Source organism: Lederbergia graminis (genome assembly GCF_042655485.1).
In the GTDB taxonomy this organism is placed as follows: Bacteria; Bacillota; Bacilli; order Bacillales; family Bacillaceae_C; genus Lederbergia; species Lederbergia graminis.
This window is the reverse complement of sequence record NZ_JBHSMC010000027.1, coordinates 18,823-43,266: the sequence shown is the minus strand read 5'-3', so window position 1 is coordinate 43,266 and position 24,444 is coordinate 18,823. Positions and strand designations below refer to the sequence as shown.

22 protein-coding genes are annotated in these 24,444 nt (G+C 40.0%); all 22 read left to right on the top strand.

Annotated elements, in window-relative coordinates:
* The first annotated feature begins 47 nt into the window (after positions 1-47).
* The 22 genes from ACFPM4_RS17215 to flgF all read left to right on the top strand — a co-directional run bounded on the left by ACFPM4_RS17215 (position 48) and on the right by flgF (position 24,438).
* Positions 48-599 (top strand): TIGR01440 family protein, encoded by a 552-nt coding sequence (locus ACFPM4_RS17215; protein ID WP_382354509.1) that lies wholly within the window; start codon positions 48-50, stop codon positions 597-599.
* A 148-nt stretch (positions 600-747) separates the two neighbouring features.
* The gene (locus ACFPM4_RS17210; RefSeq protein WP_144920752.1) at positions 748-1,983 is read left to right on the top strand and encodes a serine hydroxymethyltransferase; all 1,236 of its coding nucleotides are present in this window, start codon (positions 748-750) and stop codon (positions 1,981-1,983) included.
* Positions 1,984-3,803: 1,820 nt separating this feature from the next.
* Positions 3,804-4,433 carry a uracil phosphoribosyltransferase gene (upp, locus tag ACFPM4_RS17205; RefSeq protein WP_144920750.1) on the top strand — a complete coding sequence of 210 codons (630 nt, stop codon included), beginning with the start codon at positions 3,804-3,806 and terminating at the stop codon, positions 4,431-4,433.
* Positions 4,434-4,560: 127 nt separating this feature from the next.
* Complete coding sequence (gene wecB, locus ACFPM4_RS17200) at positions 4,561-5,706, top strand: non-hydrolyzing UDP-N-acetylglucosamine 2-epimerase (protein WP_144920748.1); 1,146 nt, start codon at positions 4,561-4,563, stop codon at positions 5,704-5,706.
* Between the two features lie 360 nt (positions 5,707-6,066).
* Entirely contained in the window at positions 6,067-6,459 is a 393-nt protein-coding gene (locus tag ACFPM4_RS17195; protein WP_382354504.1) for an ATP synthase subunit I, read from the top strand.
* Positions 6,460-6,465: 6 nt separating this feature from the next.
* Entirely contained in the window at positions 6,466-7,176 is a 711-nt protein-coding gene (gene atpB, locus ACFPM4_RS17190; protein WP_382354501.1) for a F0F1 ATP synthase subunit A, read from the top strand.
* Between the two features lie 62 nt (positions 7,177-7,238).
* Positions 7,239-7,451: a F0F1 ATP synthase subunit C gene (gene atpE / locus ACFPM4_RS17185; protein WP_144920741.1), complete on the top strand. Its 213-nt coding sequence runs from the start codon at positions 7,239-7,241 to the stop codon at positions 7,449-7,451.
* A 180-nt stretch (positions 7,452-7,631) separates the two neighbouring features.
* Positions 7,632-8,144, top strand: a complete 513-nt coding sequence (gene atpF, locus ACFPM4_RS17180) for a F0F1 ATP synthase subunit B (RefSeq protein ID WP_144920739.1) — start codon at positions 7,632-7,634, stop codon at positions 8,142-8,144.
* 2 nt (positions 8,145-8,146) lie between these two features.
* Complete coding sequence (locus ACFPM4_RS17175; protein ID WP_382354496.1) at positions 8,147-8,683, top strand: F0F1 ATP synthase subunit delta; 537 nt, start codon at positions 8,147-8,149, stop codon at positions 8,681-8,683.
* 62 nt (positions 8,684-8,745) lie between these two features.
* On the top strand, positions 8,746-10,254 hold the full coding sequence (gene atpA / locus ACFPM4_RS17170; protein WP_382354493.1) for a F0F1 ATP synthase subunit alpha: 1,509 nt from the start codon (positions 8,746-8,748) through the stop codon (positions 10,252-10,254).
* 394 nt (positions 10,255-10,648) lie between these two features.
* Positions 10,649-11,509, top strand: a complete 861-nt coding sequence (locus tag ACFPM4_RS17165) for a F0F1 ATP synthase subunit gamma (RefSeq protein WP_144920733.1) — start codon at positions 10,649-10,651, stop codon at positions 11,507-11,509.
* Between the two features lie 262 nt (positions 11,510-11,771).
* On the top strand, positions 11,772-13,193 hold the full coding sequence (gene atpD / locus ACFPM4_RS17160) for a F0F1 ATP synthase subunit beta (protein WP_382354490.1): 1,422 nt from the start codon (positions 11,772-11,774) through the stop codon (positions 13,191-13,193).
* Between the two features lie 25 nt (positions 13,194-13,218).
* Positions 13,219-13,620: a F0F1 ATP synthase subunit epsilon gene (locus ACFPM4_RS17155; RefSeq protein WP_144920729.1), complete on the top strand. Its 402-nt coding sequence runs from the start codon at positions 13,219-13,221 to the stop codon at positions 13,618-13,620.
* A 161-nt stretch (positions 13,621-13,781) separates the two neighbouring features.
* Positions 13,782-14,015 carry a DUF1146 family protein gene (locus ACFPM4_RS17150; protein ID WP_144920727.1) on the top strand — a complete coding sequence of 78 codons (234 nt, stop codon included), beginning with the start codon at positions 13,782-13,784 and terminating at the stop codon, positions 14,013-14,015.
* Between the two features lie 183 nt (positions 14,016-14,198).
* Positions 14,199-14,954: a YwmB family TATA-box binding protein gene (locus ACFPM4_RS17145; RefSeq protein WP_382354485.1), complete on the top strand. Its 756-nt coding sequence runs from the start codon at positions 14,199-14,201 to the stop codon at positions 14,952-14,954.
* A gap of 32 nt (positions 14,955-14,986) precedes the next feature.
* Positions 14,987-16,291 carry a UDP-N-acetylglucosamine 1-carboxyvinyltransferase gene (gene murA / locus ACFPM4_RS17140; RefSeq protein ID WP_144920723.1) on the top strand — a complete coding sequence of 435 codons (1,305 nt, stop codon included), beginning with the start codon at positions 14,987-14,989 and terminating at the stop codon, positions 16,289-16,291.
* Between the two features lie 1,038 nt (positions 16,292-17,329).
* A complete protein-coding gene (locus ACFPM4_RS17135; RefSeq protein WP_382354481.1) occupies positions 17,330-18,211 on the top strand; it encodes a DUF4349 domain-containing protein in 882 nt (293 codons plus the stop codon).
* A gap of 78 nt (positions 18,212-18,289) precedes the next feature.
* A complete protein-coding gene (spoIID, locus tag ACFPM4_RS17130; protein ID WP_382354478.1) occupies positions 18,290-19,303 on the top strand; it encodes a stage II sporulation protein D in 1,014 nt (337 codons plus the stop codon).
* A 163-nt stretch (positions 19,304-19,466) separates the two neighbouring features.
* Positions 19,467-20,360: a peptidoglycan DD-metalloendopeptidase family protein gene (locus tag ACFPM4_RS17125; protein WP_382354475.1), complete on the top strand. Its 894-nt coding sequence runs from the start codon at positions 19,467-19,469 to the stop codon at positions 20,358-20,360.
* 1,596 nt (positions 20,361-21,956) lie between these two features.
* Entirely contained in the window at positions 21,957-22,223 is a 267-nt protein-coding gene (gene spoIIID / locus ACFPM4_RS17120; RefSeq protein WP_144920715.1) for a sporulation transcriptional regulator SpoIIID, read from the top strand.
* A gap of 337 nt (positions 22,224-22,560) precedes the next feature.
* The gene (gene mreB / locus ACFPM4_RS17115; protein ID WP_144920713.1) at positions 22,561-23,562 is read left to right on the top strand and encodes a rod shape-determining protein; all 1,002 of its coding nucleotides are present in this window, start codon (positions 22,561-22,563) and stop codon (positions 23,560-23,562) included.
* Positions 23,563-23,655: 93 nt separating this feature from the next.
* Positions 23,656-24,438, top strand: a complete 783-nt coding sequence (gene flgF / locus ACFPM4_RS17110) for a flagellar basal-body rod protein FlgF (protein WP_382354471.1) — start codon at positions 23,656-23,658, stop codon at positions 24,436-24,438.
* Positions 24,439-24,444: the final 6 nt, after the last annotated feature.

Genomic DNA, 24,444 nt, shown 5'->3' with positions numbered 1-24,444 from the left:
TGTCACGCTATTTGAGGAAGACAATATAAGCACATATAGTGGAGGTAATGAACTTGCTAGAGCATTATCGCAAAGAAGTGAAGGAAATTGTAAACGGATGTAAGGATGTTGAGCTAGTACCTGGAAAAGATAAGATACTAGTGATAGGTTGTTCCACATCAGAAATAGCTGGTGAACGAATTGGGACAGCAGGTACGGTGGAAGTAGCCGAGGTAATTTTTAGCGAATTGCAAAAATACGCTGCTGAACAAGAGTTCCATCTTGCTTTCCAATGTTGTGAACATTTAAACAGGGCAATCGTCGTAGAACGCCAAACAATGATTGAAAAGGGATTGGAAGAAGTGTCTGTTATTCCAGTTCAAAATGCAGGTGGTTCCATGGCGACATACGCGTATGGTCATTTCTCTGATCCAGTAGTAGTGGAGCATATTAAAGCGGATGCTGGAATCGATATTGGTGATACATTTATCGGGATGCATTTGAAGCCTGTAGTTGTTCCAATTCGAATCACGCAGAAAACGTTAGGGAATGCCCATGTCACATTGGCGACAACACGTCCGAAATTAATCGGTGGTGCTCGTGCAGTGTATAAATCGTAAAAACTGAACATTATTAGAGGTTATTGTAATTAATGTTCAGTTTTTCAGGATATATTGGCAGAATTTAGTTGGCAATTGATAGTTGTCGTGGTAAAATGGAAAAGAATTTTAAAAATATATAGTCGGTTTTTAGATAAGGAGGAGCGAAATGAGCACAATTGCACAACAAGATCCGCAAGTGTTTGAAGCTATTCAAAAAGAGTTAAAACGTCAGCGGACAAAAATTGAATTGATTGCATCAGAGAACTTTGTTAGCGAAGCAGTAATGGAAGCGCAAGGCTCTGTCCTAACAAATAAATATGCAGAAGGTTATCCTGGTCGTCGTTATTATGGTGGTTGTGAATATGTGGATATCGTGGAAGATCTTGCACGCGACCGCGCGAAAGAAATTTTTGGTGCGGAACATGCGAATGTTCAACCACATTCAGGTGCACAAGCAAATATGGCAGTATATTTCACTGTTCTTGAGCATGGAGACACGGTGCTTGGTATGAACCTTTCACATGGTGGTCACTTAACACACGGTAGCCCAGTTAACTTCAGTGGTGTTCAGTACAACTTCGTAGAGTATGGAGTAGACGAAAACGACCATCGCATCAATTATGAAGATGTTCGTCAAAAAGCACTCGAACATAAACCGAAATTAATCGTTGTTGGTGCAAGTGCATACCCACGTGAAATTGACTTTGCTAAATTCCGTGAAATTGCGGATGAAGTTGGAGCTTACATGATGGTGGATATGGCTCATATCGCTGGACTTGTCGCTGCTGGTCTACACCCGAATCCAGTACCACACGCACATTTCGTTACAACTACTACGCATAAAACATTGCGCGGACCTCGTGGCGGAATGGTACTTTGTAAGGAAGAGTTCGCTAAAAAAATCGATAAATCCGTATTCCCTGGTCTTCAAGGTGGACCACTTATGCACGTAATCGCTGCAAAAGCTGTTTCATTCGGTGAAGTATTGAAGCCAGAATTTAAAACATATGCACAAAATATTATTGATAATGCAAAACGTCTTGGCGAAGGCTTGAAAAAAGAAGGCCTAGACCTTGTTTCAGACGGTACAGACAATCACTTACTTTTACTTGACCTTCGTTCCGTCGGTCTGACAGGAAAAGTAGCTGAAAAAGTACTAGATGAAGTCGGCATTACAGTTAATAAAAATACAATTCCTTATGATCCAGAAGGTCCATTTACAACAAGCGGTATCCGTATCGGAACGCCTGCTGTTACTTCAAGAGGCTTCGGCTTTGAAGAAATGGATGAAATTGCATCTCTTATCGGTTTAGTACTGAAAAACCATGAAGATGAAACAAAACTAGAAGAAGCACGCAATCGTGTAGAAGCATTAACAGCTAAGTTTGCTTTATATGAATAATAAGAAGAAACCGTCTCTCATTGGAGGGGCGGTTTTTTGGTTTTTAACGGACGGTTAAATTTAATTAACGTTAAATTCTATTCCTTCTTGACGCTTTTTCAAACTGGGTGGGCCAGCGTGACTTTCTTGCTTCGTTTTCTTTTCGTCAGGTCGCGCAGGAAGGTGCTGCGTTCCCGGGTAGCCTTCATTTTCTATTGATAGGTCACGATGAACGATTTATCGTGCCTGTCTAGCCTGATTTTCTCCTCGACTGGTCACGCAAGGAGGTTTAACGTGCCCATCTTGCTTGAATTTCCATTTAACCGGTCACGATGAAGTCTCTATCGTTCCCGCCAAGCTTCAATTTTACTCTCAGGAGGTCACGCGAGAAGTTTCAATGTGCCCATCCTGTCAAAATTTCCATTTAACTGGTCACGATGAACGCTCCATCGTTCCCACCTAGCATCAATTTTCTCTCAAGTGGTCACGCAAGAAGTTTCAATGTGCCCATCATGCTTAAATTTTCATTTAACCGGTCACGATGAAGTCTCTATCGTTCCCTCCTAGCATCCATTTCTTTTCAAGTGGTCACGCAAGAAGGTTTAACGTGCCCATCATGCTTAAATTTTCATTTAACCGGTCACGATGAAGTCTCTATCGTTCCCGCCAAGCTTCAATTTTACTCTCAGGAGGTCACGCAAGAAGGTTCATCGTGCCTTTCTTGTTTCAATTTTCATTTAACCGGTCACGATGAACGCTCCATCGTTCCCACCTAGCCTCCATTTCTTCTCAAGTGGTCACGCAAGAAGGTTCATCGTGCCTTTCTTGTTTCAATTTTCATTTAACCGGTCACGATGAAGTCTCTATCGTTCCCGCCTAGCCTCCATTTCTTTTCAAGTGGTCACGCAAGAAGGTTCAATGTGCCCATCATGCTTAAATTTTCATTTAACCAGTCACGATGAAGTCTCTATCGTTCCCACCTAGCCTCCATTTCTTTTCAAGTGGTCACGCAAGAAGGTTCAATGTGCCCATCATGCTTAAATTTTCATTTAACCAGTCACGATGAAGTCTCTATCGTTCCCACCTAGCCTCCATTTCTTTTCAAGTGGTCACGCAAGAAGGTTCAATGTGCCCATCATGCTTAAATTTTCATTTAACCAGTCACGATGAAGTCTCTATCGTTCCCACCTAGCCTCCATTTCTTTTCAAGTGGTCACGCAAGAAGGTTCAATGTGCCCATCATGCTTAAATTTTCATTTAACCAGTCACGATGAAGTCTCTATCGTTCCCACCTAGCCTCCATTTCTTTTCAAGTGGTCACGCAAGAAGGTTTAACGTGCCCATCCAGTCTCAATTTCCATTTAACCGGTCACGATGAAGTCTCCAACGTTCCCACCTAGCCTCCATTTCCTCTCAAGTGGTCACGCAAGAAGGTTCATCGTGCCCTTCTTGTTTCAATTTTCATTTAACCGGTCACGATGAACGCTCCAACGTTCCCGCCTAGCATCAATTTCCTCTCAGGAGGTCACGATGAAGGCTCCATCGTTCCCACCCATCCTCCAATTTCCTCTCAACCGGTCACGATGAACCTACCCACCCTGCCCCAAATCGAGTACATACTCCCATCTACCAATTCTATTCTTTAAAACTCACAAAAGATTACTGTTTAATCAATCACATAATCGATCTCTTTTCGACAATTTTCGCCATTTTTATATATCCCTTGCTCAACATCTACATTTTCTGTAAAATAATCACGACAAGCTGATTAGTGATTTTATTATGCGAATCTAATTAGACTAACTAAATACATAGAACTGAAAAAAAGTAGGAGTGATATTATGGCCAAAGTATTCGTGTTCGACCATCCCCTTATTCAACACAAATTAACTTTCATCCGCGATAAAAATACTGGGACAAAAGAATTCCGTGAATTAGTAGATGAAGTTGCAACATTGATGATGTTTGAAATTACGAGAGACCTTTCATTAGAAGAAGTAGAAGTAGAGACCCCTGTAAGTACAGCGAAAGCTAAAGTGATTGCTGGGAAAAAGTTAGGGATTGTGCCTATTCTTCGTGCTGGTATTGGAATGGTGGACGGAGCATTAAATTTAATTCCAACAGCAAAAGTGGGACATGTTGGTCTATATCGTGACCCAGAAACATTGCAACCTGTTGAATATTATGTGAAGCTTCCAAGTGATGTAAAAGAGCGTGAATTCATTGTTGTTGATCCGATGCTTGCAACGGGTGGATCTGCAGTAGCAGCTATCGACTCATTGAAAACTCGCGGTGCAAAAAACATTAAGTTTATGTGCCTGATTGCAGCTCCAGAAGGTGTGGAAGCAGTGCAAAAAGCACATCCAGATGTGGATATATACATTGCAGGTTTAGATGAGAAATTAAACGAACATGGCTATATCGTTCCTGGTCTTGGGGATGCTGGAGACCGTTTATTCGGTACTAAATAAATTTTTTTAATGAAAAAGGAGATGTCCAAAAAGGGTCTAACTCCAATCGAGTATATCGATGGAATCGACAATTTTGCTTCAGGACATCTCCTTTATTTTAAAATGAATTATGTTAAGAGGTGCTACATTGGCAAATCGTATAAAAGTAATGACAATTTTTGGAACTAGGCCGGAAGCAGTCAAAATGGCGCCGCTTGTGCTGGAACTACAAAAAAGAGATGAGGATTTTGAAACGATCGTCACTGTTACTGCACAACATCGGCAAATGCTCGATCAAGTGTTAACCACTTTTAATATCAAGCCAGATTATGACCTTAACATTATGAAGGATCGACAAACACTTAGTGATATTACAACAAGAGGATTAAATGGACTTGATCAGATTATGAAAGAAGTGCAGCCAGACATCGTCCTTGTGCACGGAGATACTACAACTACTTTCATCGCGAGTTTAGCTGCCTATTATAATCAAATCACAGTTGGTCATGTGGAGGCAGGCTTGCGAACATGGGATAAATATTCGCCATTCCCAGAAGAAATGAATCGCCAATTAACAAGTGTATTAGCTGATTTGCATTTTTCGCCGACAGAAAAAGCAGCTCAAAATTTACTAGAAGAAAATAAGAATGAGGAAACGATTTTTATTACAGGAAATACAGCGATTGATGCGTTAAAAACGACGATACAAACAGATTATCAGCATGAAGTGTTACAGATGGTTGGTGATCATCGTCTTATCCTATTAACAGCGCATCGTCGAGAAAACCTAGGAGAACCAATGCGCAATATGTTTAGAGCAATTAAACGGATTGTGGACGAGCATTCGGATATTCGTGTTGTATATCCAGTTCATTTAAATCCTGCAGTTCTAGAGGTTGCTTCTGAAGTGCTTGGTGATGAGGAAAGAGTCCATTTAATAGAGCCATTAGATGTGATAGATTTTCACAACTTTGCTAATAAGGCAGAGATTATATTAACGGATTCTGGTGGTGTTCAAGAGGAAGCACCTTCACTAGCAGTTCCTGTATTAGTGTTGCGAAATACGACAGAACGTCCAGAGGGAATTGAAGCGGGAACATTGAAATTAGCAGGGACAGACGAAGAAACAATCTATCAACTAACGAAAGAATTACTGACGAATAAAGAGGAATATGAAAAAATGGCGAATAAGGCGAATCCGTATGGTGATGGAAATGCTTCAGCTAGAATTTGTGAAGCAATTTTATATCATTTTGGAAAGCGAACGGAGCGACCAATTCCATTTACAGTATAAGAAAAAATTGGATTCTATTATTTCTGTAAATAATACTATCTAAAAATTTAGTTATTTGATAAAATAAGAGGGGAATTTGTTGAAATTAGGTCGAAAAAAGGGATGATAGATGGCAAGTGATAATTTTGTGAACGATATGTGCTTTTCGGTGAATCCTTTCTATTAAAATGACCGAAAACACATTGACTTTGACATATTGCTATTGTATGCTATCAAGGGTATGAGTATTAGGGAAATCCCGGTGTTTTTCTACAGAGAAAGCGCTTTTGTACTCAGACCTTTCATCGAACTTCTTCTTGCCTATCACGTACTACAAATGGCCCGCAAAGTTCGACATTTCTTTTAGGAGATTAAAAAGATATGCCGGAACTCCAACAACTATTTTTCAGACACTGCAAATACATGTTGTATTTAATGTCACTATATATTCTCGGCTGGGGATTCACGGATTATAAAACTATCTTTCTGGGCCTGTTTTTCGGCACCACTGTCAGTCTTTATAATCATTGGAATTTGTACAGGAAGGTAACTCGGCTCGGTAATGCTGTGGCAGAGGGAAAAAAAGCATATTCCATTGGTACTTTAATGAGAATGGCTGCCGTGATTGTTGCTGTTTATATAGCAACGAAATTCCCTGAATTATTTAATCTCACCAGTGTTATTATTGGAGTAGCGACGGCTTATGCTGTCATCTACATAGATTTTATTATTCAACAAATTTTCAAATCCCGAGAAAAGCGGGAAGAGAGGTGAACTTGATTGGAACATGGAGCACCATATGTCGACATTTTGGGGATAACGTTTAACTTATCAAACGTACTGATGATTACGATTGCAGCAATCATTGTAATTCTTATCGCAGTAATTTCTACTAGAAAGCTAGCGATGAAACCAACCGGAATGCAGAATTTCATGGAATGGGTCATGGATTTTGTTAAAGGAATTATTAAAAATAATATGGATTGGAAAACAGGTGGGAATTTTCATCTGCTAGGACTCACCCTGCTATTGTTTATTTTTGTATCCAATATGCTTGGGTTACCATTTGCGATAGTAGTAGACCACGACCTTTGGTGGAAATCACCTACGGCAGACCCAGTCGTGACCCTAACCCTGTCAGTAATGGTTATTGTTCTATCCCATTACTATGGTATTAGAGCTAGAGGTATACAAGAATATGGTCGTGATTTCTTCCGTCCAGTAGGATTTATGTTCCCTTTTAAAATTATTGAGGAACTAGCAAACTCACTCAGTCTTGGACTCCGTCTTTACGGAAACCTATATGCTGGGGAAGTACTTATTGCCCTATTAGTAAAATTAGCAGCAGTTGGAGCAGTAGGTGCTATCGGTGGATTTATTCCACTAATGGTATGGCAAGGATTTAGTATCTTTGTAGGTGCCCTACAGGCATTTATCTTTACAATGTTAACGATGGTTTATATCTCGCACAAAGTGAGTTCTGACCATTAATATATACCCGTTCATTAAGAACGGAAAACTTATTTTTTATATAATAGAGGAGGAAATAAATAATGTATGGTATAGCAGCAGCAGTAGCAATCGGATTATCAGCTTTAGCAGCGGGTCTTGGTAACGGTATGATCGTTTCAAAAACAGTTGAAGGTATGGCACGTCAACCAGAAGCACGTGGTATGCTTCAAACTACAATGTTCATCGGTGTAGGTATCGTTGAGGCGATTCCTATCATGGGTGCGGTTATCGCGTTCATGTTGCAAGGTAGATAATGATAAAAGTAGTTCTGGTTTGAGGGTGAATAACCAGCTCATACTAGAGCTTATTGCTTGATCACAAGCTTGAAATGGCGAAGCTCACTTGCTGTGAATCTTCGCCATTTCAATATTATGTAAATAGAACTATAGAGTTAGTCATAGATTACCTTGATTTTCGAAGGGAGTGAAGCAAGCATGTTTGCAAATTTTATCCTTGGAGCTGCTGAAGCCAGATTTGCACCTGGTGATGTTTTATATACACTCGCAGCATTCCTCGTGTTAATGTTCATTTTGAAAAAAGTTGCATGGGGCCCATTAATGGGAATCATGATTAAGCGTGAAGAACATATTGCGAATGAAATTGAAGAGGCAGAAAAAAGCCGTGCAGAATCTGCGAAATTAGTAGAGGAGCAAAAGGCACTCTTAAAAGAAGCTCGTCTTGAAGCACAACAAATGATCGAAGATTCCAAGAAGCATGGTGAATCAGAGCGTCAAGAAATTGTGAAATTAGCGCGTGAAGAAGCAGAAAGGTTAAAAGAATCTGCTCGTTTAGAAATCGAACAACAAAAAGAACAAGCAGTTACTGCTTTACGTGAACAAGTAGCAACATTATCTGTCATGATTGCTTCTAAAGTTATTGAAAAGGAACTAAATGAAGAAGATCAGCAGAAATTGATCAATGACTACGTTCAAAAGGCAGGAGAGTAACCATGAGCCAAAACGTTGTCGCAGAACGTTATGCTTTAGCATTGTATGAACTTGCTAAAGAACAAAATAATGTTCAAAAATTAGTAGATGAATTACGTGCAGTAAGAAAAGTCATTAATGAAAATCAAGACTTTATTACCTTACTATCGTCTCCGAATCTTGCTGTTAACAACAAAAAGGATATTGTAGCATCAGTATTCTCTGGAGTATCGGAACCCGTTCTACATACGATTATGCTCCTAGTTGATCGCAAACGTCAAAGCGAGATTGCCGATGTTGCGAAATCATTTATTGACTATGCGAATTTGGATAATGGTGTTGCAGATGCAACTGTATATTCTGCACGTCCGCTAACTCCATCTGAAGCAGAATCTATTTCTGCATCATTTGCAGCAAAAGTTGGTAGACGATCCTTAAATATTAAAAATATTGTAGATTCAAATCTACTTGGTGGAATAAAGGTTCGTATTGGTAATCGTATTTTTGATGGTAGTCTGCGAGGAAAGCTTGACCGCCTAGAACGCACATTAACCAATTAAAATAGCGCAATTACGTAGAGACGTAATTGATTAATTGACTTGATTAACGAGGGGTGAAATTCATGAGCATCAAAGCTGAAGAAATCAGCGCCCTGATAAAAAAGCAAATTGAGAATTATCAGGCTGATATGGAAGTAACGGATGTTGGTACAGTTATCCAAGTCGGGGACGGTATCGCCCGCGCTTATGGACTGGACAATGTCATGGCAGGAGAACTAGTTGAGTTCTCAAATGGTGTTATGGGTATGGCGCAAAACCTAGAGGAAAGTAATGTTGGTATCGTCATCCTAGGACCATATAAAGATATTCGTGAAGGTGACCAAGTACGCCGTACAGGCCGTATTATGGAAGTGCCAGTTGGGGAAGAACTAATTGGCCGCGTCGTGAATTCACTAGGACAACCAGTAGATGGTTTAGGTCCAATTAATACAACAAAAACACGTCCAATTGAAGCAGAAGCACCAGGAGTTATGGACCGTAAATCAGTACACGAACCACTACAAACAGGTATCAAAGCGATTGACGCGCTTGTTCCGATTGGTCGTGGTCAACGTGAGCTTATTATCGGAGACCGTCAAACTGGTAAAACAACTGTAGCTATCGATACAATCTTGAACCAACGTGATCAAAACATGATTTGTGTGTACGTTGCGATTGGTCAAAAAGAATCTACTGTTCGTGGTGCAGTTGAAACATTACGTAAACATGGTGCACTTGATTACACAATTGTTGTGACTGCATCTGCATCACAACCAGCACCACTTTTATACTTAGCACCATATGCAGGTGTTACGATGGGTGAAGAATTCATGTACAACGGTAAACACGTACTAGTTGTATATGATGATTTATCTAAGCAAGCTGCTGCATATCGTGAGCTTTCCTTACTACTTCGCCGTCCTCCAGGTCGTGAAGCATATCCAGGGGATGTTTTCTACTTACACTCCCGTCTATTGGAACGTGCTGCGAAGCTTAGTGATGCAAAAGGTGGCGGTTCTTTAACTGCTCTACCATTTGTTGAGACACAAGCTGGCGATATCTCTGCTTATATCCCAACAAACGTAATTTCCATCACAGATGGACAAATTTTCTTGCAATCTGACCTATTCTTCTCTGGGGTTCGCCCAGCGATTAACGCAGGTTTATCCGTATCCCGTGTTGGAGGATCAGCACAAATTAAAGCAATGAAATCAGTTGCCGGTACGCTTCGTCTTGACTTAGCATCATTCCGTGAATTGGAATCATTTGCTCAGTTTGGTTCTGACCTTGATAAAGCAACACAAGCGAAATTAAACCGTGGTCAACGTACTGTAGAGGTATTGAAGCAAGATCTAAACAAGCCAATCAAAGTTGAGAAGCAAGTTATGATTTTATATGCATTAACTAGAGGCTTCCTAGACGATATCCCTGTATCAGACATCCTTCGCTTCGAAGATGGACTATACAGCTGGCTTGACCACAACCGTGCAGAACTACTAGAAGAAATTCGCACAACAGGCAAACTACCTGCTGACGAAAAAATGGCAGACGCACTCAACACATTCAAAAACACATTCGTTAAAAGCGAATAATAATTGATATAACTTAAAGAATTTGCTCGAGATCATTTATTCATCTATTTGATTGGAGCGAAGGACACGAGACTCCTGCGGGAGGAACGGGTCAGGGTGAGCCCCGGAGTAAGAAAAGCGGAGGCGACTGTTTAGCGGCGTACGAACGGGAGACTCTCCTGAACTGAGATAAAGGAAACACGGAGAGGAACGAGCCGATGTTGACTTATCGTAGGGGAAGGAGAGGATCGTTCGCTAGCCGCTAGGAGCCGAAGCTAGACAGGCGCTTGGCGCCGAGGAGGCTCACCGACCCACCCGCGGAAAGCGAGTGTCCGCAGCGGAAATCAAGTTATGCTAATCTTGTGGTCTGAGGCAAAGCTATACCAAACTTTTGATAAAAGGGTGGTGAGAATTAGTGGCATCCTTAAGGGATATACAATCTCGCATCAACTCGACGAAAAAAACAAGCCAAATTACAAAAGCGATGCAAATGGTTTCTGCTGCAAAACTGAACAGAGCAGAAATGAACGCAAAAGCATTCGTACCATATATGGATAAAATCCAAGAAGTAGTCGCAAGTATTGCAGCTGGTAGTCAAGACGCCGAACATCCTATGCTTGTATCCAGACCAGTAAAAAGAACTGGCTATATCGTAATTACAGCTGACCGTGGTCTAGTTGGTCCATACAACAGCAGTATCCTTCGTGCTGTGTATAATAAGATTCAAGAACGTCACCAATCTAAGGACGATTATGCGATTATCGCAATCGGAAAAGTAGGGAGAGATTTCTTCCTAAAAAGAGAAATGAACGTTGTACTTGAAATCAATGGACTACCAGACCAACCAAGCTTTACAGATATTATGGAAATTACAAGTAAAGCGACTGGCATGTTTACAGATGGTACATATGATGAACTTTATATGTATTACAACCATTACGTAAGTGCCATATCTCAAGAGGTAACGGAGAAAAAGATTTTACCACTTACAGATCTTGACTCTTCAGCAGCATCGAATTTGACTTATGAATATGAGCCATCTGCAGATGCAATTTTAGAAGTATTACTTCCACAGTATGCAGAGAGCTTAATATACGGGGCACTTCTTGATGCAAAAGCAAGTGAGCACGCATCAAGTATGACTGCGATGAAAACTGCTACAGATAATGCTTTCGAGCTTATCGATTCATTAACATTATCATTTAACAGAGCGCGACAAGCGAAAATCACGCAAGAAATCACCGAAATCGTCGGTGGAGTTGCAGCTCTAGAATAGAAATGCAGTCGAATGAGCTAACTTTTGAACGGATATTCGTTCTTTCTAGCTCAAGAAGCCATCTGCACGAGTTCAAATCACCTGACTCACTGAAAGGCAAAAAACGCCTTTCTTTAGATCAGAACATTTGCTTGTCGCGGGCCCGCACGATGCGGGTCAGGAAGGCGTTACAACAGGATGTTGTGACCTTAGCCTTCCTTCCGTCGCAAGCGCCTTTCGCTTTTATAAAAAGTAAGACATAACCCAGCTAGGAGGGGAAATGATGAACAAAGGACAAGTTCTACAAGTAACAGGACCGGTCGTAGACGTAAAGTTTCCTAATGGCCAACTCCCTGAAATTTATAACGCATTAAAAGTTACTTATGCTGCGAAAACAGCATCAGAAGTAAATATAGACTTGACATTGGAAGTTGCCCTTCATCTTGGCGATGATACTGTTCGTACAATTGCGATGGCATCAACTGATGGTGTTCAACGCGGAATGGATGTTATCGATACAGGTGGACCAATTTCCGTTCCAGTAGGTGATGTAACACTAGGACGTGTATTCAACGTACTTGGTGATAACATTGACCTCGATGAAAAAATTGAAGCAGGTGTACGCCGTGATCCAATTCACCGTGAAGCACCTAAATTCGAGCAACTTTCTACAGACGTAGAAATTCTCGAAACTGGAATTAAAGTTGTTGACTTATTAGCACCTTACATTAAGGGTGGTAAGATTGGTTTGTTCGGTGGTGCCGGTGTTGGTAAAACCGTATTAATCCAAGAACTTATTAACAACATCGCACAAGAGCATGGTGGTATTTCCGTGTTCGCTGGTGTTGGAGAACGTACACGTGAAGGTAATGACCTTTACTATGAAATGAAAGACTCTGGAGTTATTAACAAAACAGCGATGGTATTCGGTCAGATGAACGAACCACCTGGTGCACGTATGCGTGTTGCTCTTACAGGTCTTACAATGGCGGAATATTTCCGTGATGAACAAGGACAAGACGTTCTATTCTTCATCGATAACATTTTCCGTTTTACACAAGCAGGTTCTGAGGTTTCTGCCCTATTAGGTCGTATGCCATCAGCGGTTGGATACCAACCAACACTTGCTACAGAAATGGGTCAATTGCAAGAGCGTATTACATCTACAAACGTTGGATCCGTAACATCTATTCAAGCGATTTATGTACCAGCGGATGACTATACTGACCCAGCTCCAGCAACAACTTTCGCTCACTTGGATGCAACAACAAACCTAGAGCGTAAACTTTCTGAGATGGGTATCTATCCTGCGGTGGATCCATTAGCGTCTACATCTAGAGCACTTTCACCTGAAATCGTTGGGGAAGAGCACTATGAAGTAGCTCGTAATGTACAGCAAACATTGCAACGTTATAAAGAATTACAAGATATCATTGCAATTCTAGGTATGGATGAATTATCTGATGAGGATAAGCTAATTGTTGGCCGTGCTCGTCGTATCCAATTCTTCCTATCACAAAACTTCCACGTTGCAGAACAGTTTACTGGTCAACCAGGATCTTATGTACCTGTTCAAGAAACTGTTAAAGGCTTCAAAGAATTATTAGAAGGTAAATACGATCATTTACCAGAGGATGCTTTCCGTCTTGTAGGTACAATTGATGATGCCATCAAGAAAGCACAAGAAATGGGCGTAGAAGTATAATTTGGACCAGGAGGGTTTGTAATTTATGAAAACATTTCATGTAAGTATTGTTACTCCCAACGGTCCGGTTTTTGACTCAGAAGTGGAAATGATTAGCACAAAAACTGAGTTAGGCGAAATCGGAATTTTAGCAGGACACGTTCCGATGGTTGCTCCACTTCAAATTGCTGCCGCACGCATTAATGTCGGTAGTAAAACAGAATATGTTGCGATTAATGGTGGATTTTTAGAAGTTCAACCAGATAAAGTAACGATTCTTGCACAAACAGCTGAAAGAGCAGAAAGCATCGATATTGCGAGAGCGGAAGAAGCAAGAAAACGAGCTGAAAGCCGACTGCAAGGAGCACAAGACGACATCGATGCCAAACGTGCGCAACTGGCACTAAAACGGGCCATGAATCGAATCGACGTATATAAACACAGTTAAAAAAGCAGAAGTACCTATTCATCGACCCTTGGGTAGAAATGGACGAGTCGATGGATATTCTGCTAAACATATACATTTAAAACACCTTCTGAACGACAAGGTCAGAAGGTGTTACTTGTTTTATGCTACTGATTAAGCTAAATTCTTACAGGAGGCTAATTATGCTAGAAAATTTAGGACAACAAGCAATACTCAATATCCTCTCTCATCTAGTCTTCATAGGAATTACTTTCTATGCACTTCAAGCCTTACACTTTGATAAATTATTAAGAGGGAATCGCGTATTCCAAGCTAGGCTATTATACATCCTTCTTACCATTGTTATTGGATCATCTGTCAGCAATTTCTTTCTAGATTATTTATATTGGTCCAGGCAAATTGAATTACTTTTTTAAATAGGAAATAAAGGTCAATTTCGGGACTTTTTCCCTGTTTCTTTTTTCATCATAATTGTATAAAATTGAAAAGATGTGACGAATCCTGTCGACTCAGGTGCGCAGAAATAGTCTAACATAACATGTAATCTTTAAGTATGTCTTTCCCCGTAGTGGCAATAATGTAACTAAGGGGGAGAGGACATGAGATGGAAAGAAATTACTGTTATTAGTTCAATTATTTTAGCAACGTTTTGTTTTATTTATGTTTTTTATGGGAATAACACCAATGCTGAACAAAATCATACAGATATAAGCAAGTTAATCGATGCAATGAACAAGTATGATGAAACAATGATTGAATGGTCTCTATATGCAAGAGAATCTGTCTATCTGACAACCGAGAAGGAATGGGCTGATAAACAACAACAGCTGGAAAAGCAATATCCACATATGGATTGGCAGTCTTCGATGGATGAAGATTCGAGATCTATTATTGGTACGGCCAATCATGGCGCTTTTACCGAAATTATTAAAGTTTTATCAACCAATCTTACTGACATAAATAGACAAACTTCGTATATTATTTACGAGGTAAAAGGTACAAGCTGGAATTCAAATGTTGAAAAGCAGATTTCACAATTAATGGATGACAACTATGTATCCCTTTTTGACGGAAAACCAGTCATGTTCTCTTGTATAAAAGGCGAATTCAATGAGGAAATAGATGAAATATTAAATGGCTCATTAGATGAAATCTTACATTCTTTTCAAGCGAAAGAAATTGAATCACTGAGAGAAGAGGATTTCGCGTCCATTTCTGCGCATTCCACTCTATTTTCCCAAACATTATCTTTAACAAATAACGAAATGAATATGCAACTAGCGCTTAGGAAAAAGGAAATGGGTAAAGGAACAATTTATGTGATCGGCACACCCATCTTAACGATTGAATATTAATATAAAGAATACGGACGCGGAGGGGAATACACTTGGAAAAAATCATCGTCCGCGGCGGAAAAAGGCTTAACGGCACTGTAAAAGTTGAGGGAGCAAAGAATGCTGTATTGCCTGTGATCGCTGCATCATTGTTAGCTAGTGAAGGAAAAAGTATTATTCGAGATGTACCAACACTCTCTGATGTATATACGATTAATGAAGTACTTCGCCATTTAAATGCTAAGGTGGATTTTGAGAATAAGACAGTAGTTGTGGATGCATCAGAGGAACTAAACATTGAGGCGCCATTTGAATACGTCCGCAAGATGAGGGCATCTGTTCTTGTAATGGGTTCGCTTCTTGCAAGACAAGGGAAAGCACGTGTTGCGTTACCTGGTGGTTGCGCAATTGGTTCACGTCCAATTGACCTTCATTTAAAAGGCTTTGAGGCAATGGGAGCTACAGTTAGAGTAGAAAATGGCTTCATTGAAGCTACGGCAGATAAATTAAAAGGTGCCAAAATCTATTTAGACTTCCCAAGTGTTGGTGCAACCCAGAACATCATGATGGCTGCTGTTCTGGCTGAAGGATACACTGTCATTGAGAACTGTGCGAAAGAACCAGAAATCGTTGACTTAGCTAATTATTTAAATAGTATGGGTGCACAAGTAAGAGGCGCTGGTACTGGAACAATCCGAATTGCTGGTGTTGAGAAATTATATGGCGCTGACCATACAATTATTCCTGACAGAATTGAAGCTGGAACATTCATGGTTGCAGCTGCAATAACTGGTGGAAATGTACTAGTACAAGGAGCAGTCCCGGAACATTTGTCATCCGTCATATCTAAGCTAGAAGAGATGAATGTAACAGTTCTTGAAGAAAGCAATGGTATTCGTGTTATTGGGCCAGATCGGCTCAAAGCGGTAGATATTAAAACAATGCCGCATCCAGGATTTCCTACAGACATGCAATCACAAATGATGGCCTTACTTGTCTGTGCAGAAGGAACGAGTGTAATTACAGAAACAGTTTTTGAAAACAGGTATATGCATGCCGAAGAATTCAGAAGAATGAATTCCGACATCAAAATCGAAGGACGCTCTGTCATTATTAGCGGTCCAGCTAAATTGCAAGGTGCAGAAGTAACTGCAACCGACTTGCGTGCAGCTGCAGCATTAATCATTGCAGGTTTAAAAGCAGATGGATACACACGTGTTACAGAACTAAAACATCTTGACCGTGGCTACCTAAACTTCCATCTAAAACTAAAAGCACTTGGTGCAGACATCGAACGTTATAATGATGAAGTAGAAGAAGTAACACAACAAGAACTTAATCTTAAACTTAATAATTGAAAACAATAGGTTATCCACAGTATACGTACTGGAGGATAACCTTTTTTGGTTTGGAAATCGATATCCGCTCAAGAATGCGATTCATATGACGGTACCATTCGTTCACCTGTTCAAAAAATACGTAGAGGATAAAAGAAGAGACTGAGCGTTCAATAAAACGGAGAAAGCGTCGAAAAGCAAGGGGCGAGCGTTGAAAAGAAGGCGCGCATCGGCGAAAAGAAAATGCAGCTCACAAAAGAGATGCTTGAGCAGCCAAAAGGCGATGCTGAGCGTTCAATAAAAAGTCGCGAGCGGCTAAAAGCAAGGGTTGAGCGTTGAAAAGGAGGCGTTCATCGACGAAAAGAAAATGCAGCTCACAAAAGAGATGTCTGAGCATACAAAAGGAAATGCTGAGCGTTCAATAAAACGGAACGAGCGTCGAAAAGCAAGGGTTGAGCGTTGAAAAGAAGGCATCCATCAGCGAAAAGAAAATGCAGCTCACAAAAGAGATGCCTAAGCATACAAAAGGAAGTACTGAGCGTTTAATAAAACGGATCGAGTGTCGAAAAGCAAGGGTTGAGCGTTGAAAAGAAGGCATCCATCGGCGAAAAGAAAATGCAGCTTACAAAAGAAGTATCTGAGCATACAAAAGGAAGTGCTGAGCGTTCAATAAAAAGGAGCCAGTGACTAAAAGAAAGGCCTGAGCGTTGAAAAGGAGGTGCCCACCGGCGAAAAGAAAACACAGCTTACAAAAGAAGTATCTGAGCATACAAAAGGAAGTGCTGAGCGTTCAATAGAAAGGCTCGAGCGGCTAAAAGAAAAGGTCTAGCATCGAAAAGAAGCAGCTCAACGACCAAAAGCGAAACAAAGAATAAAATAACTTTCCCCTACGTGAAAAAAGACACCAATAAATCGCCTCCATCTTCAAAAAGAATCGTAAAACTCCACAAAAGCACAGTCCCAATTTTCAATTAAAAGCAGTTTTCTAAAGAAATGTATCCAAAGTGTAACTTTTTTTTACGACAATCGTCTTTATCTAAAATAGCATGAGGTGATTGAATGACAAAAAAGCTTTCCATCATATTATTAGTTGTTATTTTAGCTGCGTGTAGTGCTCGACAACATGATGCAAAAATGGAGTCGTCTAGGGGCGACTATGCAGGTACTAATGATAACGCAGAGTCAAGTATTGCTGCCGACTATGATGCAGCAGAAGAGCAAGCTCGTGAGTCGAAAAAAGTAGAGATGCAACAAGAGGATAGGATGATTATCCACAGAGCTCGGCTGGAAGTGAATGTTGTAGATTTGGAAAAAACGCAGCAAAAAATAGAGAAGAAAGTAAAGGATCTTGGAGGATATATTGTTGAATCTAATGTGTACCGCGAAGATGATACTGCGAAAAGTGCGAATCTCATCGTACGTATACCCGAGGAGTATTTCCAACAATTTTTAACAGCGGCAGAAGGGGAAGTTGCAGATGTCCTTAATCGTAGTGTAACTGGGCAGGATGTGACAGAGCAGTATATTGACTTAGACTCGAGATTGAAATCAAAACTAGTTGTAGAAGAGAGATTACTCGAATTTATGGAAAAGGCAACGAAAACGGAAGATTTATTGAAGATCTCTAGTGACTTATCGAAAGTACAAGAAGAGATTGAAGTTTTAAAAGGACAGATGAAGTATATAGACAATCAAGTTTCTTTTTCTACTGTGAATATTAACATGTATGAGAGCGCTGTAATTATTCCAGACATTGATAAAAGTAAATTAAATACATGGGATAAGACGAAAAAACAATTTGCCGATAGTATGAATTTCCTCTTAACTGCTTCATCGGCAATGGTGGTATTTTTAATAGGAAATATTCCGGTTTTTCTTGCGCTCATACTAATCGGAGGTCTTATTTATTTCATCGTAAGAAGAGGAAGACGAAGAGAGTGATTCTTGTCATAAATGCTTGTCCACACCCATATACATGAACTAAGCTTTATTGCTTAATTCTGTATTGGAGGAATAGGTATGAAACAATTGAAACCAATCTTCGTTATTGCCGCCATTTTAATCGTACTAACATTTACACTACCATCCTTACTTGTTCTACCTACAAACAAAGGAAAATCGAACGGGAAATTAGCGGAAAACCATGGAGGTCAGGAAATTACATTCGCAGATAGTGGTACAGAAGTTGCTGTTTTTCGTACGGAAACAAAAGAAATTGAAAAATATCCACTGGAAGAATATGTGGTCGGTGTTGTTGCCGCTGAAATGCCTGCCGAATTTGAACTAGAGGCATTAAAAGCACAAGCACTCGCCGCACGCACTTATATCGTGAACCACCTGCTAAATGGAAATGTAGAAGGTCTTCCAGAGGGTGCTAATATAATGGATACAGTTGATCATCAAGTTTTTCTAAATCAAGAGGATATGAAGAAAAACTGGGGAGACGATTATGAAAAGAATCTAAGAAAAATAAGAACAGCTGTAAAAGCGACAGAAGGTGAAATTTTAACCTACAATAATATGCCGATAACTGCTTCATTCTTTTCTACAAGTAATGGATATACGGAAAATGCCGATGAATATTGGAAAAATCAGATTCCATATTTAGTGAGTGTAGAAAGTCCATGGGATAGTGATTCACCAAAATTCACAAGTAAAACGGAAATTCCTATAAAAGTTTTTGAAGAGAAGCTTGGAGTGAAGCTAGAGGACAAAAAAGACATTGGCACGATAACAAGCCGAACTACTGGAAAAAAAGTCGCCACTGTTAAGATAGGTGGTAAAGAATTTACAGGTAGAGAAATACGGGAAAAACTTGATTTACGGTCCACTGATTTTAAATGGGTAAGAAAAGATGATAAGATCGTCATTACCACAACTGGTTACGGACATGGAGTCGGGATGAGTCAATACGGTGCAAATGGGATGGCAAAGGACGGAAAAACGTATAAGGATATCGTGAATCATTATTATAGTAACATCTCCATTTCTGAGGTAAATCAGTATTCAGAACAAATACTCGCATCTAAATAAAGTACGGTAAAAGTGCTGATCTACGAAAGATCAGCATTTTTATTTGTTTTTTTATAAAAAAATGTATAATTTATTGGATTTGTCGAAAAATAAACAGTTATTTTCTTGTATACGAGTATATAATTCTCTGTTTCTGTTCAAAATGGTGACAGAGGTGATGAAAATGAGAGAGGAAGAAAAGAACCAATCTTCTCAATGGAAAAACTTTTTCAAAAAGCGGTGGGTGTTTCCAGCAATTTATTTAGCTTGTGCAGCATTACTTATTTCTGGTATTGTTTGGTACCAATCTTCAGTTGGGGATAATTTAGCTGACCAAACAAAAGATCAGAATAAAACAAACGAAGAAGCTACTGGCAAAGATGAACAGCCGGTAATCGAAGTTAACACGAATTTCGAAAATGTTGCAATGCCAGTCTTGAATGAAGATGAAGTTAAATATGTAACAGAATTCTTTGACCCAAATGCATCTAGAGAAGCTCAGGAAGCAGCACTTATTGTAGATGGAGACACATATCGACCAAACTTAGGTGTAGATATTGCCATGAATGACGGATCAGCATTTGAAGTACTTGCTGCTCTAAGTGGTGATGTTACAGCTGTACGTCAAGATGCTTTACTTGGAAATGTAATTGAAATTGACCATGGTGAAGGCGTTAAGACGGTATACCAATCTATTCGTGACATCGAAGTAAGTGTTGGTGACAAGGTCAAGCAAGGTGATACTCTAGCAATCTCAAGTACAAGCCAATTAAACAAGGAAGCAAAAAACCACGTGCATTTTGAAATCCGCAAAAACAATATTGCACTAAATCCAATCAGTTTCTTTGGACAACCTTTAACTGCAATTCAAGATTATGATAGTGAAGCACAAGCAGAAGGTAATGAAGAAGCTGCGGATCAAGAAGATGCAACAAACGAAGAAACAAATCAACAAGAAGATGAAAGTAGCGAAGAAACTACTGACCAAGACGATAAAGACAACGAAACATCTGGAACTAACACAGATGAAGATTCATCTGAAACAAATGCAGATGCAGACAATAATCTAGAACAATAATAATGTAGCGAGTCCATCCTTGGGCTCGTTTTTTTTTGTTTCTGCTGGGGAAGGAATGATATTCGTGGTCCTTTTGGGTGGAAAAGTTAGGGAGGGTCAGGCAGGGATGTCCATCGTGCCCAGGTTGAGGTGGGAAGGGTGCAGGCGGTCACGATGGAAGGTTTAACGTGCCCAGTTGAGGTTGCAAAAGGTTAAGGCGGTCACGCAGGAAGGTTCATCGTGACCAGTTGAGGTGGAAAAAGATGTAGGCGGTCACGCAGGGATGATTATCGTTCCCAGTTGAAGTGAAAAATCGAGTAGTGGTCACGTTGGAGAGTTTAACGTGCCCGGTTGAGGTGGAAAAAGATGTAGACGGTCACGCAGGAAGGTTCATCGTTCCCAGTTGAAGTGGCAAAAGGTTAAGGTGGTCACGTTGGAAGGTTCATCGTGCCCGGTTGAGGTAGAAAAAGATGAAGGCGGTCACGCTGGAAGGTTTAACCTGCCCAGTTGAGGTGGCAAAAGGTTAAGGCGGTCACGCAGGAAGGTTCATCGTGCCCAGTTGAGATGGAAAAGGTAGTAGGTGGTCACGTTGAAAGGTTCATTGTGCCCGGTTGAAGTGGAAAAGGTTGTAGACGGTCACGATGGAAGGTTCATCGTGCCTAGTTGAGGTGGAAAAAGATGAAGGTGGTCACGTTGCGAGGTTTATCGTTCCCTCCTGAGGTGGTAAATGATGAAGGTGGTAACGCAAGAACGTTCACCGTTCCCACTTGAGATGGAAAACAATGTAAGAGGTAACGCTAGAGAGTTCATTGTTCCCTCATGAGATGACAAGTGTTATAGGCGGACACGCTGGGAGTCTCATCGCGCGTTCAAAATGGAAAATGTTGGAGCGAACCACGCTGGAACGCCCATCTTTCCCCTCCTGATAATTAAAATGCTGTAGGAGGTCACGAATAAATCCCCAACCCCATTAAAGTAACATATGTCCGCACAGCTACACGCATCAACTCCCATACAACATCCCTAATAAAGCAAGCAACCATCTTCCCAGTTCCCACCCAAATGGCCCATAATCAAAATTTTATTTTCCCCATTTCCCAAAAACAGCAGCAATCCAAAACCATTAATCAAATACCGCAATTAACCCCCATCTTCCAAAAACCTCAATTCCCAACCCACATTCTAATTTTCATCATCAGCAACATACAATAATAGTGAGTCTCCAATATTACCACCTCGACATTTCTCGGGAAATAATCAGTTTTTTCGCAGTAAGGATATAGTCATTTTCCATTGTGTTTTAACTTTTTTTAATCTTTTCACGATGATATTGATTTTTTGTACATATATCCTGAGGTTGGGCAATAAGTATATACAAACCATACAAAATAGTGAGTGTATGAGGTGAGCAATCGTTGTAATGAGTCCACATACAGTTATAGATATAAATTATATGTGAAAACGGTGATGGCATAGACATAAGGAATTATACTACAATATCGTAAGCTTGGAAGGGGTATGATGCAGTAACCCTTGTTTGCAGATGAAATATAGACATAGAAAACAGACGAGTCTCATTTCACACTCCTCACATCCAAATCGAGGAGGGCGAGCGGTGTGCACGATTACATCAAAGAGAGGACAATCAAGATAGGAAGGTATATCGTGGAGACAAGAAAAACAGTCCGAGTGATAGCCAAAGAATTCGGCGTGTCGAAGAGTACTGTCCATAAAGACCTAACAGAACGTTTACCTGAAATTAATCCAGAATTAGCTAATGAAGTAAAAATGATATTGGATTATCATAAATCCATACGCCATTTACGTGGTGGCGAGGCTACGAAGATGAAGTATAAGAAGGAAGAAGCAAGCACTACTAAATAAGTTAATTAAGGCATCACGCACATCCTTGTAGATGTGTGTGGTGTTTTTTATTTGTAACGCATAACACAAACGCCACCCGGGACATATCACCTCCAAAGCTTGATTTTACAGCAACCACTTCTATTCTTAAACAACATTTCCTTGATCCAAATCCCCGCGTCCACTACACCAACCACTATACTGTAAGGAATTTGTCGAATTTCCAATTATTTTTTTGGGAAGGAAGCGAAATTTATAATCTTATATGGTAAAATAATCAATTAGGGAATTCTTTAACAAATGATAATTAAATAGCTGAAACTGAAATAGATGAATATGATGAAAGAAGGGAATTGCAATGTTTGCAAAGGATATCGGCATTGACTTAGGAACTGCAAATGTATTAATTCACGTGAAAGGACAAGGGATTGTTTTAAATGAACCATCCGTTGTTGCAATAGATCGAAATACGAATCGAGTGCTTGCTGTTGGGGAAGAAGCAAGAAAAATGGTTGGTCGTACACCGGGAAATATTGTAGCGATTCGTCCATTGAAAGATGGAGTTATTGCTGATTTCGATATTACGGAATCTATGTTGAAATACTTCATTAATAAATTGAATGTAAAAGGCTTCCTATCTAAGCCACGTATTCTTATTTGCTGCCCGACGAATATTACGAGTGTGGAGCAAAAAGCAATTAGAGAAGCTGCTGAAAAGAGCGGTGGGAAGAAAATTTATTTAGAAGAAGAACCAAAAGTTGCTGCGATTGGAGCGGGAATGGATATTTTCGAACCAAGCGGTAATATGGTTGTAGATATCGGTGGAGGTACAACAGATGTAGCAGTGCTTTCCATGGGTGATATCGTAACTTCTGCTTCTATTAAAATGGCAGGAGACAATTTTGATAATGAAATTTTAAACTATGTGAAGAAACAATATAAGCTCCTTATTGGGGAGAGAACTGCTGAAAGCATTAAAATTAATATTGGAACGGTATATCCGGATGGACGTTATGAAGAAATGAGCATCCGCGGACGTGATATGGTAACAGGACTTCCACGCACGATTGAAGTAAATTCAAAGGAAATTGAAGCTGCATTGAAAGAATCAGTTGATGTGATTGTACAAGCTGCTAAAAATGTTTTAGAAAAAACACCACCAGAACTATCTGCAGATATTATTGATCGTGGGGTTATTTTAACAGGTGGTGGTGCGCTTTTACACGGTATCGATCAATTACTAGCTTCTGAATTAAAGGTACCAGTGCTTATTGCTGAAAATCCAATGGATGCTGTTGCGACTGGAACAGGGATCATGCTAGAAAACATGGACCGTATTGCACGCCGTAACTTTATTTAAAAGCTTACCAAATATTGACTTATTTCATTTTTAAACGACACGTATGACAGAATTATTGTATAATAGTAAAAAATAGAATGTGGGGGTGAGTACATGTTACGTGGATTATACACAGCTGCTTCCGGAATGTACGCTCAAGCGCGTAAAACAGATATGCTAACAAATAATATGGCAAACATTAATACACCTGGATATAAAGAAGACCAAGGTGCCATTCGTGCTTTCCCAGAAATGCTGTTACACCATGTCAACTCATCTAACCCGACTACAAACGCACGGGAAGTTGGTTCCATTAATACTGGTGTCTATATGCAAGAAACATTACCGCGATTTATTCAAGGTGATTTACGCGAAACAAATAAGAATACAGATCTTGCATTAACAGACATTGCAGGTGGAACGGCTTTTTTCTCTATAGAAAATAACGGTGAAATGAAATATACGCGAAATGGTAGCTTCACCATTGACCAAGAGGGGACATTGACTACAGCAGAAGGTTTTCCTGTTTTGGATGAAAATGGTGAGCGCATTTTGCTAACGAGTGATCAATTTACGGTTACAGCGAATGGAGTAGTTGAGCAAGATGGTATGGAAATTGCTCGTCTAGGCATTGCGGTAACAGATAACCCTTCTGCATTGATCAAAGAAGGAAACGGCTTATTCCGAACAGAAAATAATGACGCATTACCAATTGCCGATGATGCACTCTTTTCTGTTTCTCAAGGCTTTATAGAGGCTTCCAACGTTGATCCATCAAAGGCGATGACAGATATGCTTACTGCTTATCGTGCGTTTGAAGCGAACCAAAAGGTCATCCAAGCTTATGATAAAAGTATGGATAAAGCTGTCAATGAAATTGGCCGTGTGAATGGTTAATAAAGG

Coding starts and splice junctions, on each gene's coding strand:
- ACFPM4_RS17135 (WP_382354481.1), top strand. CDS start 17,330: ATGACAAAAAAGCTTTCCATCATATTATTAGTTGTTATTTTAGCTGCG.
- ACFPM4_RS17215 (WP_382354509.1), top strand. CDS start 48: ATGAACTTGCTAGAGCATTATCGCAAAGAAGTGAAGGAAATTGTAAAC.
- upp (WP_144920750.1), top strand. CDS start 3,804: ATGGCCAAAGTATTCGTGTTCGACCATCCCCTTATTCAACACAAATTA.
- ACFPM4_RS17145 (WP_382354485.1), top strand. CDS start 14,199: ATGAGATGGAAAGAAATTACTGTTATTAGTTCAATTATTTTAGCAACG.
- atpA (WP_382354493.1), top strand. CDS start 8,746: ATGAGCATCAAAGCTGAAGAAATCAGCGCCCTGATAAAAAAGCAAATT.
- spoIID (WP_382354478.1), top strand. CDS start 18,290: ATGAAACAATTGAAACCAATCTTCGTTATTGCCGCCATTTTAATCGTA.
- ACFPM4_RS17175 (WP_382354496.1), top strand. CDS start 8,147: ATGAGCCAAAACGTTGTCGCAGAACGTTATGCTTTAGCATTGTATGAA.
- atpF (WP_144920739.1), top strand. CDS start 7,632: ATGTTTGCAAATTTTATCCTTGGAGCTGCTGAAGCCAGATTTGCACCT.
- mreB (WP_144920713.1), top strand. CDS start 22,561: ATGTTTGCAAAGGATATCGGCATTGACTTAGGAACTGCAAATGTATTA.
- ACFPM4_RS17155 (WP_144920729.1), top strand. CDS start 13,219: ATGAAAACATTTCATGTAAGTATTGTTACTCCCAACGGTCCGGTTTTT.
- ACFPM4_RS17195 (WP_382354504.1), top strand. CDS start 6,067: ATGCCGGAACTCCAACAACTATTTTTCAGACACTGCAAATACATGTTG.
- flgF (WP_382354471.1), top strand. CDS start 23,656: ATGTTACGTGGATTATACACAGCTGCTTCCGGAATGTACGCTCAAGCG.
- ACFPM4_RS17210 (WP_144920752.1), top strand. CDS start 748: ATGAGCACAATTGCACAACAAGATCCGCAAGTGTTTGAAGCTATTCAA.
- ACFPM4_RS17125 (WP_382354475.1), top strand. CDS start 19,467: ATGAGAGAGGAAGAAAAGAACCAATCTTCTCAATGGAAAAACTTTTTC.
- ACFPM4_RS17150 (WP_144920727.1), top strand. CDS start 13,782: ATGCTAGAAAATTTAGGACAACAAGCAATACTCAATATCCTCTCTCAT.
- atpD (WP_382354490.1), top strand. CDS start 11,772: ATGAACAAAGGACAAGTTCTACAAGTAACAGGACCGGTCGTAGACGTA.
- atpE (WP_144920741.1), top strand. CDS start 7,239: ATGTATGGTATAGCAGCAGCAGTAGCAATCGGATTATCAGCTTTAGCA.